Source organism: Thermorhabdus hydrogeniformans (assembly GCF_049310025.1).
Lineage (GTDB): Bacteria > Bacillota > Thermosediminibacteria > Thermosediminibacterales > Tepidanaerobacteraceae > JBJYKD01.
The window spans coordinates 104,178-117,321 of record NZ_JBJYKD010000004.1; the positions used below are offsets into that span (position 1 = coordinate 104,178).

Annotated in this window: 15 protein-coding genes and 1 other annotated feature; all 15 genes read left to right on the forward strand. The window is 46.9% G+C overall.

The annotated features are described in order from the left end of the window. Positions 1 to 34 precede the first annotated feature (34 nt). Positions 35 to 172, forward strand: coding sequence for a hypothetical protein (locus ACKX14_RS03210; protein WP_422444591.1), 138 nt, complete (start codon positions 35 to 37; stop codon positions 170 to 172). Positions 173 to 294: 122 nt separating this feature from the next. Next, the gene (locus tag ACKX14_RS03215) at positions 295 to 804 is read left to right on the forward strand and encodes a hypothetical protein (protein WP_422444593.1); all 510 of its coding nucleotides are present in this window, start codon (positions 295 to 297) and stop codon (positions 802 to 804) included. 117 nt (positions 805 to 921) lie between these two features. Next, positions 922 to 1,233, forward strand: coding sequence for a 50S ribosomal protein L21 (rplU, locus tag ACKX14_RS03220; RefSeq protein ID WP_422444595.1), 312 nt, complete (start codon positions 922 to 924; stop codon positions 1,231 to 1,233). 1 nt (position 1,234) lies between these two features. After that, a complete protein-coding gene (locus ACKX14_RS03225; RefSeq protein ID WP_422444597.1) occupies positions 1,235 to 1,573 on the forward strand; it encodes a ribosomal-processing cysteine protease Prp in 339 nt (112 codons plus the stop codon). Beyond that, positions 1,574 to 1,846 (forward strand): 50S ribosomal protein L27, encoded by a 273-nt coding sequence (gene rpmA, locus ACKX14_RS03230; protein WP_422444599.1) that lies wholly within the window; start codon positions 1,574 to 1,576, stop codon positions 1,844 to 1,846. A 140-nt stretch (positions 1,847 to 1,986) separates the two neighbouring features. Beyond that, a complete protein-coding gene (locus tag ACKX14_RS03235) occupies positions 1,987 to 2,625 on the forward strand; it encodes a Spo0B domain-containing protein (protein ID WP_422444601.1) in 639 nt (212 codons plus the stop codon). A 102-nt stretch (positions 2,626 to 2,727) separates the two neighbouring features. Next, positions 2,728 to 3,996 (forward strand): GTPase ObgE, encoded by a 1,269-nt coding sequence (obgE, locus tag ACKX14_RS03240; protein ID WP_422444603.1) that lies wholly within the window; start codon positions 2,728 to 2,730, stop codon positions 3,994 to 3,996. Between the two features lie 111 nt (positions 3,997 to 4,107). Beyond that, positions 4,108 to 4,722: a nicotinate-nucleotide adenylyltransferase gene (gene nadD, locus ACKX14_RS03245; protein ID WP_422444605.1), complete on the forward strand. Its 615-nt coding sequence runs from the start codon at positions 4,108 to 4,110 to the stop codon at positions 4,720 to 4,722. A gap of 4 nt (positions 4,723 to 4,726) precedes the next feature. Further along, positions 4,727 to 5,311, forward strand: a complete 585-nt coding sequence (gene yqeK, locus ACKX14_RS03250; RefSeq protein ID WP_422444607.1) for a bis(5'-nucleosyl)-tetraphosphatase (symmetrical) YqeK — start codon at positions 4,727 to 4,729, stop codon at positions 5,309 to 5,311. Further along, positions 5,308 to 6,486 carry an LCP family protein gene (locus ACKX14_RS03255; RefSeq protein WP_422444609.1) on the forward strand — a complete coding sequence of 393 codons (1,179 nt, stop codon included), beginning with the start codon at positions 5,308 to 5,310 and terminating at the stop codon, positions 6,484 to 6,486. The genes yqeK and ACKX14_RS03255 overlap by 4 nt, the downstream gene beginning before the upstream one ends. Before the next feature lie 17 nt (positions 6,487 to 6,503). Then, positions 6,504 to 6,878 carry a ribosome silencing factor gene (rsfS, locus tag ACKX14_RS03260; protein WP_422444611.1) on the forward strand — a complete coding sequence of 125 codons (375 nt, stop codon included), beginning with the start codon at positions 6,504 to 6,506 and terminating at the stop codon, positions 6,876 to 6,878. Between the two features lie 3 nt (positions 6,879 to 6,881). Next, positions 6,882 to 7,066 (forward strand) — a binding site (T-box leader). A 74-nt stretch (positions 7,067 to 7,140) separates the two neighbouring features. Next, positions 7,141 to 9,591 (forward strand): leucine--tRNA ligase, encoded by a 2,451-nt coding sequence (gene leuS / locus ACKX14_RS03265; RefSeq protein WP_422444613.1) that lies wholly within the window; start codon positions 7,141 to 7,143, stop codon positions 9,589 to 9,591. Between the two features lie 293 nt (positions 9,592 to 9,884). Further along, positions 9,885 to 10,628: an ABC transporter ATP-binding protein gene (locus tag ACKX14_RS03270; RefSeq protein WP_422444615.1), complete on the forward strand. Its 744-nt coding sequence runs from the start codon at positions 9,885 to 9,887 to the stop codon at positions 10,626 to 10,628. After that, entirely contained in the window at positions 10,609 to 11,532 is a 924-nt protein-coding gene (locus ACKX14_RS03275) for a SufB/SufD family protein (RefSeq protein ID WP_422444617.1), read from the forward strand. Before ACKX14_RS03270 ends, ACKX14_RS03275 begins: the two co-directional genes overlap by 20 nt. Further along, positions 11,529 to 13,139 carry a cobyric acid synthase gene (locus tag ACKX14_RS03280; RefSeq protein ID WP_422444619.1) on the forward strand — a complete coding sequence of 537 codons (1,611 nt, stop codon included), beginning with the start codon at positions 11,529 to 11,531 and terminating at the stop codon, positions 13,137 to 13,139. Before ACKX14_RS03275 ends, ACKX14_RS03280 begins: the two co-directional genes overlap by 4 nt. Positions 13,140 to 13,144: the final 5 nt, after the last annotated feature.

Below are 13,144 nucleotides of genomic sequence, written 5' to 3' on the forward strand. Positions count from 1 at the left end.
TTTATAAGTAGAAACAGGTTAAGGGGGGTTGTAGGTGGAAAATTTTACTGCGGAAAATGCAAAAGCGGAAGTTGCAGAGACGGCGGGCGAAATAAACACGCAAGAGATAGACTTTTTTAACGATATATTTATAATTTTTCTGGTGCTGGCAATATTGACACTGGTCGGATGAGCGGGCAAGGCCCGCTTTAATTTTTTTTAGTAACAATCACGAATAAAACCGTGGCGGCATAATATATATAAGTATTAATATATAGCGGGTGCGCGGAAAAAATTAAAATGGGAGGGTTCCATATGTCTTGCATAAAGGACCTGATAATCAACCCTGACGGGCAGAGCAGAGCGTCGCTGGCATATTTATTATTGCTTGCCAATGTCCTAGGGGTTGCAATATTTTTGGAGGGCAATAAAAGCACTATTTCCAGAGTAGCAGCAGAAAGAGGTCCAGATAATGCGGGGGTTAAAAGTACCGGAGGATATACTGCCCCGCAAGATTTCGATGAAACTTCAATGGGCAATGTCGCATCCATTAATGCCGGGAATGCTGAAGTCGTGGACAATAAAGGGGAACCGGGCCATCCGGAGCTCAAGAGTGATGTTCTCTCATTAGTGCACGGAGCAGGGCGGGTGGAGAAAGACACGAAGTCAAACCATGAAGACGAACATTCGAAAAGGGAAAGGTTTAAAGAAAAGGTCATCGACTTTAAGGAAGCGGCCTCTGAAAGAAAAAATCAGGATACCAGAGAGCCGTTAAAAACACTTGTCTGGCGATTTCCCGGAGGAGAGCAAATGCGGAATCGTTGACAGATAGGCCCGGCTTGTGTTAAAATAGCATGGGTGGTGACTTGCGCCGGCCACCGCACGGGACAGGTCTTAAAAATATTACCTGGATTCCCGGCGAGTTAAAGGAGGATGATGTGTGTGTATGCGATAATTGAGACCGGCGGTAAACAGTACAGGGTTTCCGAAGGCGATATAATCCGCGTTGAAAAGCTGGCGGCTGCTGAAGGGCAGGTCGTCGAATTTGACAAAGTGCTGGCCGTTTCCAGGGACGGCGAGCTTTTGGTGGGGAAACCCTGGGTTGAGAACGCAAAAGTTACGGCAACGGTCTTAAAGCACGGCAAAGGCGATAAGATCATTGTGTTTAAGTACAAGCCCAAGAAAAACTATCGCAGGAAGCAGGGCCATCGCCAGCCCTTTTCGGAAATAAAGATTGAAAAAATAGAAGGATAGCATGATAAGGATCGAGGTTGTACGGGATGCCGGCGAAAAGTTTAAGAGGCTGGAGATATCCGGCCATGCCGGATATGCCGAATACGGAAGGGATATAGTATGTGCCGCCGTATCGGCGCTGGCTGAAACGGCGGCTCTGGGCCTTGAAAAGATTGCGGGTGTCAGACCTCTGGTAAAAAAGAGGGAAGGGTACTTTTTACTGAAGCTTCCGGAGAATATAAATGAAGATGCTTATACAAGATCTTCTATTATAATTGAAACCATTTGTTTGGGCCTTGTAGACATGTCTAAATCATACCCTTCACACGTACAGGTGAAGATGAAAAAGGAGGTGCAATAGATGAATTTGCAGCTTTTTGCTCACAAGAAAGGAATGGGAAGCACCCGTAACGGAAGGGACAGTGAGTCTAAACGCCTGGGCGTGAAAAGATACGACGGCCAGTATGTCACTGCCGGCAGTATTCTCGTCCGCCAGAGAGGAACAAAGATATATCCCGGTAAAAACGTGGGGATGGGAGTGGACTATACCCTTTTTGCAAAAACGGATGGGTATGTGAAGTTCGAGGAGAGAGGAAAGGATAAAAAAGTGGTGAGTGTTTACGCTGAAATGTAAGCTCCTTTACGGAGCTTTATTTGTTCGGGGCGCCCTTTTTTGGGGCTTTTTTTGTTTGTAAAAAGGGGAGGAGGAAATTAATAAGGAGATATAGAATTAAGCTATAGAAATTTTATTTAGATTGGAAAGGATTGGGGTTTTTGAACAGGTTAACTTTTCTGTTAATTATAAGCACCCAGGCCCTGATCAACATAACAGCATCGCTATCACTGCTGTTCAAACCTGGCAACGGGGGTTTAATAAGGACCGCCGCAGGATTATGCTTGCTCATTTTTACCGCGGGGAGCCTGTTGACTTTTAAGGATGCCTGCAGGAAAAATCTTTACAGGGAGTGGTGGAGTTTATTTAAAATTTTCCGACAGTACAGGCATGATTTTCAGAACCACCTTCAGCTAATATACGGATTTATCCAGCTCAAGAAATACGACAGGGTGTTAGAATATATAAGAGATTTGAAAAAGGCCGATGAAACTGTGAGCCGTATCTGTGCTCTGACGGACCCCGGAATAATGTGCTTTTTACTGGAGCTTGTAAGTTCGCTGAGACAGAAAGGCGTCGATGTTTCCGTAGAAATAAGTGAGGATTTTGACGCCAACTCCGTAAATATAGCGAACGTCAGAAAGCAAATCAGTAATTATATGGTCGGTTTTGACGGAAATGAAGGCATAAAAGACGTAAAAATTTTACTTAATGGTTCAAATGTTCAAATTTGCTCCAGCGCTATGAGGGAGAATGTCAATATGCCGGAAGAGCGTCAGATGCCGGCTTGCCCAAAATAAATCTTTTCAGGCCCTGTTTTTAAATGGCTCAAAAGGGGAATCCTTATAAAGAAATGTTGAAGGAACGGGTAAAACTGGTATAATTAAAAAAGGTGATGGAAAGTGTTTATAGACAGGGCGAAGATATTCGTTAAAGCCGGCGACGGCGGTGACGGAGTGGTGGCCTTCAGGAGAGAGAAGTATGTCCCAAGGGGCGGACCGAGCGGCGGAGACGGAGGCAAGGGCGGCGACGTGGTATTGATGGTGGACTCAAATCTTTCCACTCTGATGGATCTGAAGTACAAGGTCCATTACAAGGCGAAAAGAGGGGAACACGGCCAGGGGGCCAATAAAATAGGAAAAAGCGCCGAGGATTTAATCATTCGCGTTCCCCCGGGTACAGTGGTGAAGGACGCGCAGAGCGGCGAAGTTCTGGCGGATCTGGTGGAAAATGGCCAGACTTTCATTGCAGCCAGAGGAGGCCGCGGCGGGAGGGGGAACGCCAGGTTCGTCTCATCGGTCCATAGAGCCCCGGACTTTGCGGAAAAAGGCGAACCCGGCGAAGCACGGTGGATCATCCTGGAGTTAAAGCTTCTAGCGGACGTGGGATTAATAGGATTTCCCAATGCGGGCAAATCTACCCTCCTTTCCCGTATGACGGCCGCCAGGCCCAAGATAGCCGATTATCCGTTTACGACACTTTCTCCCAACCTCGGAGTTGTCGACATAAGCCCCGGCGAGGGGAAAAGTTTTGTTGTGGCGGACATTCCGGGCCTAATCGAGGGTGCCCATGAGGGCATGGGGCTTGGCCATGAGTTTTTAAGGCACGTGGAAAGAACTCGATTGCTCATCCATGTAATAGATGCGGCAGGGTTAGAAAATGATCCGGTGGAGGGATTTTATATCATAAACCGGGAAATAAAAGAGTACAGCGAAAAACTCGCTCAAAAGCCACAGATAATTGCCGCCAACAAAATGGACCTGCCCCAGGCCCGGGCAAATTTTGAGCGCATAAAGTCCGCCCTTGAGCGGGAAGGTTTGGAAGTGCTTCCGATTTCCGGCGCTACCGGCCAGGGAGTAAAGGAACTGGTATACAAAGTCGCCAATTTGCTTGAAAAAATGCCGCAGGACATTCACGCCGAAGAGATTCGCCAGTATACGCTTCGGGAGGAAAAGCCTTTCAAAGTGGAACGGGGCGGGCGGGTTTTTTACGTATCCGGCAAGCTTGTGGAGCGCCTTGTGGCCATGACGGACCTTGAGAACGAGTCGGCGGTTAAAAGACTTCAAATTACTTTTAAAAGGCTCGGTCTGGATGATGCCCTCAAAAAGGAAGGGATAAAAGAGGGAGATACCGTAAAAATAGGAGAGGCTGAATTTTTATATATGGAATGATTGACCTTCTTTTAAATTTCGCACAAAGGGCTTTACACTAAATTGAAAAAAGCAACACGAAATGGTATAATTTCTATTAAACTTGAGTTGCGTATGTGGGGGAGGATTTATTTGTCGAATAAGAAAAGGGTAGGGATTATGGGGGGTACGTTTGACCCTATCCACTACGGTCACCTGGTGACGGCGGAGGCGGCCAGGATAAACTTTAATCTGGACGAAGTCGTTTTTACTCCTGCGGGCAATCCGCCGCATAAAAAGAACTACAAAGTTACCGAAGCCGAACACAGGTATCTGATGACGGTTCTTGCCGTGAATGACAATCCTTTTTTTAAAGTTTCAAGGATGGAGATTGACAGGCCCGGTTATACCTATACAATAGACACCATCCGGCAGTTTTCTATAGAGTACGGCAAAGATACCTCTCTTTTTTTTATTAGCGGCGCCGACGCCATTCTGGATATTTTAACGTGGAAAGATGTGGCCGAGGTGTTGAATTACTGCACTTTCATTGCCGCCACCCGGCCGGGCTATCACTTAGCCGAATTGAAAAAAAAGCTGGAAGAGATAAAACGCCTTTACGGGAAAGATGTTTATCCTATGGAGGTAACCGGTCTTGACATATCATCTACCGATATACGAAACAGGGTAAAGCAGGGCCTTTCCATAAAATATCTGCTGCCTGATAGTGTGGAAACATACATTAAAAAGAACGGCCTCTACAGGTGATAAAATGCTTTCAAGAGATGACATCATAGAAAATTTAAGGACAAACCTTACTCCGGAGCGCTTTTTGCATTCCCTGAACGTTGCGCAAACAGCCGCAGGGCTTGCCGGGCATTTTGGGGCCGATATAAAGAGGGCTGAATTGGCCGGCCTTGTGCACGATTGCCTCAAAGACCTGCCCGCGAGCGTTCAGTTGAAAATGGCTGAAAATTTTGGTATACTGTTAGATGACATTGAAAAATCGGAACCGGCGCTGATTCACGGGCCTTTAGGTGCAGTCTATGCCCGGGAAGCTTACGGTATACAAGACGAAGATATCCTTCGAGCCGTAAGAACGCACACGACCGGAGATGTGAATATGACTTTGCTCGATAAAATCATTTTTATTTCCGATTATATAGAACCGGCCAGAAGCTTTCCCGGAGTTGAGGAAATGAGGAAAAAGGCGTGTATAGACCTGGACGAAGCTGTACTGCTGGCTTTTGATTCGACAATTAAATACGTGCTTGCCAGGAAAAGCCTTTTGCATCCAAGGACCGTAAACGCCAGGAATTTCCTACTCATGCAAAAGGGAAGAGAGGAGAAGCCATGAAAAAAATTTTGAAATACACCCTGTTATCCGTATTGTTTGTGGTTCTTTCAGTGGGCAGCGGGTTTTACTATGTTTTTTACAGTTTGAACCACCAGGGGGCGGCGGCGAACTCTTCCGATAAAATATCCAATACCGACGAATTCGTGAAAGGAGGCCGCCTCAACATACTCCTTTTGGGCCTTGATGCAGGGACCATTGGGGCAAAAGAAGAGTACAACCGCCACAGGTCCGACACCATAATGGTCTTTAGCATAGACCAAAAGAAAAAGGATGTCAAAGTTTTGTCTATACCGAGGGATACGCGGGTTAAAATTCCGGGAGTCGGAGTCCAGAAAATTAATGCGGCCATGGCTTACGGGGGAGCGGATCTGGCTGTAAAAACCGTAAAGGAATTTTTGGGGGTTCCTATTCATAACTATGTCGTTGTAAATTACAAAGGGTTTAGAGACATAGTGGATGCCGTCGGCGGGGTTGAAATGAATATAGAAAAACGCTTAAAATACGATGATAATGCGGGCAACCTCCATATAGATTTAAAGCCCGGATTGCAGGTGCTGGACGGGGAGAAAGCCGAACAATTCGTCAGGTACAGGCATTACCCCGAAGGAGATGTAGCCAGGGTGAGGGCCCAGCAAAAATTTGTGGAAGCGTTGGCCAGGACGCTTTTAAAACCCGCCACTCTTTTAAAATTACCCAGGATAATTGACGCGGTGCAGGAAAACGTCCAGACGGATATACCGCCGCTGGAAATGGCCAAGCTGGCCAATATGGCAAGGCAAATCAAAGAGGAAAACATCCAGATGTACATGTTGCCGGGAGAAGGCAGATATATTTCCGGCGTGAGTTATTATATACCGTACCAGTATCAGATGGATGAATTGATTAATGACGTATTTTTTGACGGCGGCGATACAAAGGTTGCCGTATTAAACGGAAACGGTTCCTCCGGCATAGCTTCCAAAATAGCCAAGGAACTTGAGGCCAGGGGTTTTAAAGTTGTAAAAATAGCCAACGCCGATAGCTTTGACTATGAAACCACCACAATTATATACCCGAAAGAGAAGAAAGACGATGCTGAAAAAATAGCACAGATTTTTCCAAAACCCGAGATGAAGGAAGAATCCCAGCTGCAAGCGGGGCTTACTACCGTAATAATCGGAAAGGATGTAAATTGAAAAGTGGAGGGAAATGGATGGAAAAAGACCCAAAAGCCTGTGCCGTATTAGCTGCAAAAACCCTTGACGACAAAAAGGGTCGTGATATAGTAATCCTTGATATCAGCGATATATCCAGTATAGCCGACTATTTCGTTATAGCCACAGGCAGGTCGATAATTCATGTAAAAGCACTGGCCGATGAAGTGGAGAAAAAACTCATGGAAGAAGGCTATAAGCTGAGAGGCAAAGAAGGTTATGAAGAGGCTAAATGGGTCTTGCTTGATTTTAACGATGTGGTGATTCACATTTTTTATGAACCCGAGAGAGAATACTACATGCTGGAGAGGTTATGGGCCGATGCCAGACGGCTGGACATTGACATAACCTGCCAGATTTCATATAATAAATAATTGAAAACGGAGTTTACAAGGAGTAGTAGGGGCAAAATCCTTCACAGAGATCCGGAGGAGGGTGAAAATCCGGAAAGGGAAATGCCTTGAACTCGCCTTGAAAGTTCGGCCGGCAGGCGTTAAAATGCAAAGAGGGGGCTTTTTGCCAATTAGGGTGGTACCGCGAGAAAGGGCTTCTCGTCCCTAAAAGGGATGAGGAGCTTTTAATTTATTTTAATTTATATAGTTTATATCTTTATTCGCGTTAAAAGGAGGTATCAGAATGGTTTACGATTTTAAGGCCATTGAAGAAAAATGGCAAAAAAAATGGTCGGAAGAAAAACTGTATAAAGTTGAAGAGGACTCGAATAAGCCCAAGTATTATTGCCTTGAAATGTTTCCCTATCCTTCCGGGAAGCTTCACATGGGCCATGTGCGAAATTACTCCATCGGCGATGTGGTGGCCCGTTTTAAAAGAATGAACGGTTACAATGTACTCCATCCAATGGGATGGGACGCTTTCGGCCTCCCAGCCGAAAATGCGGCCATAAAACACGGCATTCACCCGGCAAAGTGGACATGGGACAATATTGACAATATGAGGCGTCAACTGAAAAGCCTTGGTCTGAGCTATGACTGGGACCGGGAAGTGGCCACATGTCATCCCGGCTATTACAGGTGGACCCAGTGGTTCTTCCTGAAGCTCTATGAGAGAGGCCTTGCATACCGCAAAAAGGCTTTTGTAAACTGGTGTCCTTCCTGCGCCACCGTGCTGGCAAACGAACAGGTGGTTGATGGAAAATGTCATCGGTGCGGGGCAGAAGTGGGCAAGAAGGATCTGGAACAGTGGTTTTTCAGGATAACGGACTATGCGGAAGAATTGCTCAAGGATCTGGAAAAACTTACAGGATGGCCCGACAAGGTCAAGATAATGCAGGAAAACTGGATTGGCAGGAGCGAAGGGGTGGAATTTTCGTTTTCGGCAGAAAAGACCGGCGATAAGATTCCGGTGTTTACCACCAGACCCGATACGGTTTACGGTGTGTCTTATCTGGTTTTGGCCCCCGAGCACCCCCTGGTCGATAAACTATCTGCCGGGACGGAGCAGGAAGAGGCGGTAAAAGAATTCAAAAAGAAAATGGAAAAGTACAGCGAAATAACCAGGACCTCCAATGAAACCGAAAAAGAAGGCGTTTTTACAGGAGCCTATGCTGTAAATCCGATGAACAATGAGAAAGTTCCAATCTGGATAGCCAATTACGTTCTCCTGGATTACGGTACCGGTGCGGTAATGGGTGTCCCCGCCCACGACCAGAGGGACTTTGAGTTTGCCAGAAAATACGGTCTTCCCATAAAAATTGTAGTATCTCCGTCGGAAAAGCAGTTAAAAGCCGATGAAATGACGGAAGCGTATGTAGATAGGGGCAGGCTGGTCAATTCGGACAGATTTGACGGCATGGATAATATGGAAGCCATAAAGGCCATCGGCCGTTATATGGAAGAGAAGGGCATAGGCAGGGTTAAGGTGAATTACAAACTGAGAGACTGGCTGATTTCACGCCAGAGGTACTGGGGAGCCCCCATTCCCATCGTTTACTGCGATAAATGCGGCATCGTGCCGGTCCCCGAAAAGGACCTGCCGGTGATGCTGCCGCCGGAAGTGGAGTTCAATCCCAGGGGCACTTCGCCTTTACTTGAATGCCAGGAGTTTTTAAACACCGAATGTCCCCGGTGCGGAGGCCCTGCGCGCAGGGAAACCGATACAATGGATACCTTTATGTGCTCCTCCTGGTATTATTACCGCTACACCGACCCACGAAATACCGAACGGCCCTTTGACAGAGAAAAGCTTGACTACTGGATGCCCGTCGACCAGTACATTGGCGGCGTGGAACATGCCATATTGCACCTGATGTATTCCAGATTCTTCAATAAGGTCATGAGGGACATCGGTCTGGTGGGGGTCGACGAACCGTTCCAGAACCTGTTGACTCAAGGTATGGTTCTAAAAGACGGGGCCAAGATGTCAAAGTCATTGGGCAATATAGTAAGTCCCGAGGAAATCATCGAAAAATACGGCGCCGATACTGCAAGGCTATTCATACTGTTTGCATCGCCGCCCGAAAAGGACCTGGAGTGGAGCGACCAGGGGGTAGAAGGGTCTTTCAGGTTCCTGCAGAGGGTGTGGAGGCTGGTGAACGAACTTTCCAGCAGAACGGGGGAGGCTTGCCCGGATGAAGCGGTTGACAGAGAAGTGCGCAGGCTGGTGCACAAAACCATAAAAAAGGTGACGGAAGATATAAATGAAAGGTTCAATTTCAATACCGCCATAAGCGCCATCATGGAGATGGTGAACGGCTTATACGCCTTCAAGGAAAAACCCGTTTCGAGTTCGGTTATTAAAGAAGCGGTGGAGAGCCTCCTATTGATGCTGGCACCGTTCGCACCCCATATGACCGAAGAGCTGTGGGAGAAATTGGGCCATGAAAAGAGCATTCACCTTGCAAGCTGGCCCTGCTACGATGAAGAAGCGATAAAAGAAGATGAGTTCGAAATAGTGGTGCAGGTCAACGGCAAAGTCCGTGGGAAAATCAATTTGCCCGCGGAGGCGACCGATGAAGAGGTTAAAGAAGCGGCATTAAAGCATGAAAAGGTCCAGGCTTACATTGAGGGTAAAAATGTGGTTAAAGTCGTAACAGTGCCCAAAAAACTTGTCAATATTGTGGTAAAGTGAGCGAGCCCCTTTAACGGTAAAGCATATTAATTTAAGGATAGACTTTTGCAACAAAACTGCAAGTCTATCCTTTTAAAATTTTAACCGGTTAATTTTGTTTTTCGTGTAAGATAGCAACGTAAGGGGAAAACGTTGCATCATTTGGGTTAAAGGTATGTTAATTTTGCTTTTTATGTAAAATAACAAGCCGCGCACATGTTGCAGAACAAACGTATTGTAATCCCCAGTAAAGTGATGTAGAATATTTAAAGAATAAAACCAAGAAAATATTACCGGAAAAGAGGATGAAATATATGCTGAAATTGGAATCGGTTAGTTTGGATGTTGTAAACGGCTCTGGGGATGTATCTATCCTTAAAAATATAAATCTGGAGCTTGAAGACAACAAATTTTACGCTTTAACAGGTCCCAATGGAGGCGGAAAAACTTCCCTGGCAAAGGTAATAATGGGTATATACAGAAACTCGGGTGGAAGAATCTTTCTTGACGGCACCGACATAACGGATATGAGCATTACCGAGAGAGCCAATCTCGGCATAAGCTACGCCTTTCAAAACCCTCCAAGATTCAAGGGTTTAAAAGTAAAAGACCTTCTGAAAATTTCGGCCCACAACGGAGAGGATACGTCATATGCCAGGCTGAGGGCCGTGGGGCTCTGCCCTCAGGATTACATTGACAGGGAATGCGACAACAGCCTTTCGGGTGGAGAAATAAAGCGGATAGAACTTGCTACGGTCCTTGCGAGGCCCTCGAAAGCAATCATCTATGATGAGCCTGAAGCCGGGGTGGATCTGTGGAGCTTTGAAAACCTTCTTCAATTAATAAGAAATTATCATTTAAAGGGCAATGTAATCAGCATCGTAATAACCCATCATGAAAGGGTACTGTCCCTTGCCGATGAGATTATTTTAATGGCTGACGGCGAGATTAAGGAAATGGGCGGCAGGGAAAAGATGTGGCCCATACTGCAGGAAGGATTTAAATGCCGCTGGCAGGAAAATTGCGGGGGTGATTCCGGTGAAATTAACTGCTATTGATCAGGAACTGTTAAAAACGGTGGCGGATTTGCATCAAATTCCCGCTGGCGCTTTTAACATAAGAAAAGACGGGCAGGGGATTCAAAGGCAGTCTTCCCGCCATATCGAGGTTAAACCAAAGCAGGATAGGCCGGGAATCGATGTCATTGTAGCTCCGGGTACTAAAAATGAGGCCGTTCACATACCGGTTTTAATAACCATGTCTGGAGTAATAGATGTCGTTTACAACACCATAGAGATTGGGGAAGGTTCCGACGTGACCGTAGTCGCTGGCTGCGGGATACATAACCCCGGTTCAAAAAAATCACAGCACGACGGCATCCATGAGATTATCGTGCGCCGTGGTGCGCGCATGAGGTATGTTGAAAAGCACTACGGTGAAGGTGAAGGCACCGGCGAAAGGGTGTTAAACCCCAAGACCATCCTGATAATGGAAAAGGATTCAACAGTAGAAATGGAATTGACCCAGATAAAAGGAGTTGACAGCACCGTCCGCGAGACAAAAGCAAGAGTGGCCGAAGGTGCAAGCCTCGCCATAACAGAACGCCTTCTTACCCACGGTCGCCAGGAGGCAATATCGGAAATGCTGATAGAGCTTGAGGGCGATGGAAGCAGCGCCCGGGTGGTTTCCCGATCGGTGGCAAAGGACAGTTCCGTACAAATTTTCCGGCCCAATGTGATTGCCAGGGCACGCGCCAGGGGCCATGTGGAATGTGACTCCATAATAATGGACAAAGGCAGGATAAGTTCTTCCCCCGCCATCTCGGCAGAACACCCGGACGCACAGCTCACCCATGAAGCCGCCATTGGCAGGATAGCCGAAGAACAGTTGATAAAGCTGATGACCCTCGGCCTTTCGGAAAAGGAGGCCGAAGACGTGATACTCCGGGGGTTTCTGCAATGACGGCAAAGTGTATAATGGTCCAGGGTACCGGCTCTTCGGTGGGAAAAAGCCGCCTTGTCGCCGGCCTCTGCCGGGTTTTCAGACAGGACGGGTTTAAGGTGGTCCCGTTTAAATCTCAGAATATGGCTCTTAACTCCTTTATAACAAACGAGGGCCTTGAAATGGGGCGGGCTCAGGTGGCCCAGGCCGAAGCCTGCGGCGTCGAACCTTCTGTCCTGATGAACCCGGTGCTTCTCAAACCCAGTTCCGATAAAAACTGCCAGGTAATAATAATGGGAAAGGTCTATGGCAACCTGTCTGCCGCGGATTACCACGAGTTCAAGCCGAAACTGCTTGATATTGTAAAACAGGCCTACGACAGGCTTGCGGCAGAAAACGATATTATAGTCATAGAAGGCGCCGGGAGCCCCGCCGAAATAAACCTGAGGGACCGTGACATCGTAAATATGGGCATGGCTGAGCTTGTCGACGCTCCGGTCATACTGGTGGGCGATATCGATAAAGGCGGTGTTTTTGCCTCCCTGGCGGGTACCATGCTTCTGCTTTCCGAAAGCGAGAAAGCCAGGGTAAAAGGCGTAGTGATTAACAAATTTCGCGGAGATCTGGAGATTTTAAGGCCTGGCCTTGAGATGCTGGAAGGCATAATTAAAAGGCCGGTTTTGGGGGTGGTTCCGTATACTGACATCTATGTAGACGAGGAAGATTCGCCTCGCGCGGAGATTTTAAGATTAAAGATAAATGAGGTATCAAAACAATCTCCAGAAGGGGACTTAAAAAGCCGGGAAGTTGACCTGAAAGCGCAAAACGACGTTATTATTAAAGTGCTGTACCTGCCGCATATATCCAACTTTACGGACTTTGTCCCCCTTTCCGTATACGCCGGTGTAAAACTTTCTTATGTTACACCGGGATCGAGGATTGGAGACGCCGACCTAGTTATAATACCGGGCACCAAGAATACCATAGAAGACCTGACATTTTTAAAGGGGCAGGGATGGCATGAGGAAATAAAGGAGCTTTTATATAAAGGCGCTGTCATTATGGGTATTTGCGGCGGCTACCAGATGCTGGGCAGAAGCATAAGAGATCCGCATCGAATTGAAAGTAACCTGGAATACGCCGAAGGGCTGGGGCTGCTGGATATTGACACAGAGATAGAACGAGAAAAGGTAACCACCAGGGTTTCCGGTACGGTGATTGAAGGGCTCGCGGGCTTTGCCGGATGCCTCGGCGGGGCCAGGGTGGAAGGCTATGAAATTCACATGGGAAAGACCGTGCTTTCCAACGGCGCTTCAAGCTTTATATCCATCGAAAAGAGATTGGGCGAAAATGTAATGGCTTTAGATGGGGCCGTTAATTCCGAAGGCAGGGTCCTGGGCACTTACCTGCACGGAATTTTTGAAAGCGGGGAGTTTGCTTCAAAGCTTTTAAAGAATTTGAAAGAAGCAAAATACCGGGGTGATATAAATACAGGACGTGAAATTACCGTGGATTTTAAAATGTTTAAAGAAAGAGAATACGATCGGTGGGCGGCGGTGGTGCGCAGCAGTTTGAATATGGATATGATTTATGAAATAATGGGAATATCGCGAAAGGAAACCAGGTAGATTTG

Bases quoted from the DNA above. Each gene is read 5' to 3' on its own strand.
- ACKX14_RS03215 (WP_422444593.1), top strand. From the start codon at position 295: ATGTCTTGCATAAAGGACCTGATAATCAACCCTGACGGGCAGAGCAGA.
- ACKX14_RS03225 (WP_422444597.1), top strand. From the start codon at position 1,235: ATGATAAGGATCGAGGTTGTACGGGATGCCGGCGAAAAGTTTAAGAGG.
- rpmA (WP_422444599.1), top strand. From the start codon at position 1,574: ATGAATTTGCAGCTTTTTGCTCACAAGAAAGGAATGGGAAGCACCCGT.
- yqeK (WP_422444607.1), top strand. From the start codon at position 4,727: ATGCTTTCAAGAGATGACATCATAGAAAATTTAAGGACAAACCTTACT.
- ACKX14_RS03255 (WP_422444609.1), top strand. From the start codon at position 5,308: ATGAAAAAAATTTTGAAATACACCCTGTTATCCGTATTGTTTGTGGTT.
- rsfS (WP_422444611.1), top strand. From the start codon at position 6,504: ATGGAAAAAGACCCAAAAGCCTGTGCCGTATTAGCTGCAAAAACCCTT.
- leuS (WP_422444613.1), top strand. From the start codon at position 7,141: ATGGTTTACGATTTTAAGGCCATTGAAGAAAAATGGCAAAAAAAATGG.
- ACKX14_RS03270 (WP_422444615.1), top strand. From the start codon at position 9,885: ATGCTGAAATTGGAATCGGTTAGTTTGGATGTTGTAAACGGCTCTGGG.
- ACKX14_RS03280 (WP_422444619.1), top strand. From the start codon at position 11,529: ATGACGGCAAAGTGTATAATGGTCCAGGGTACCGGCTCTTCGGTGGGA.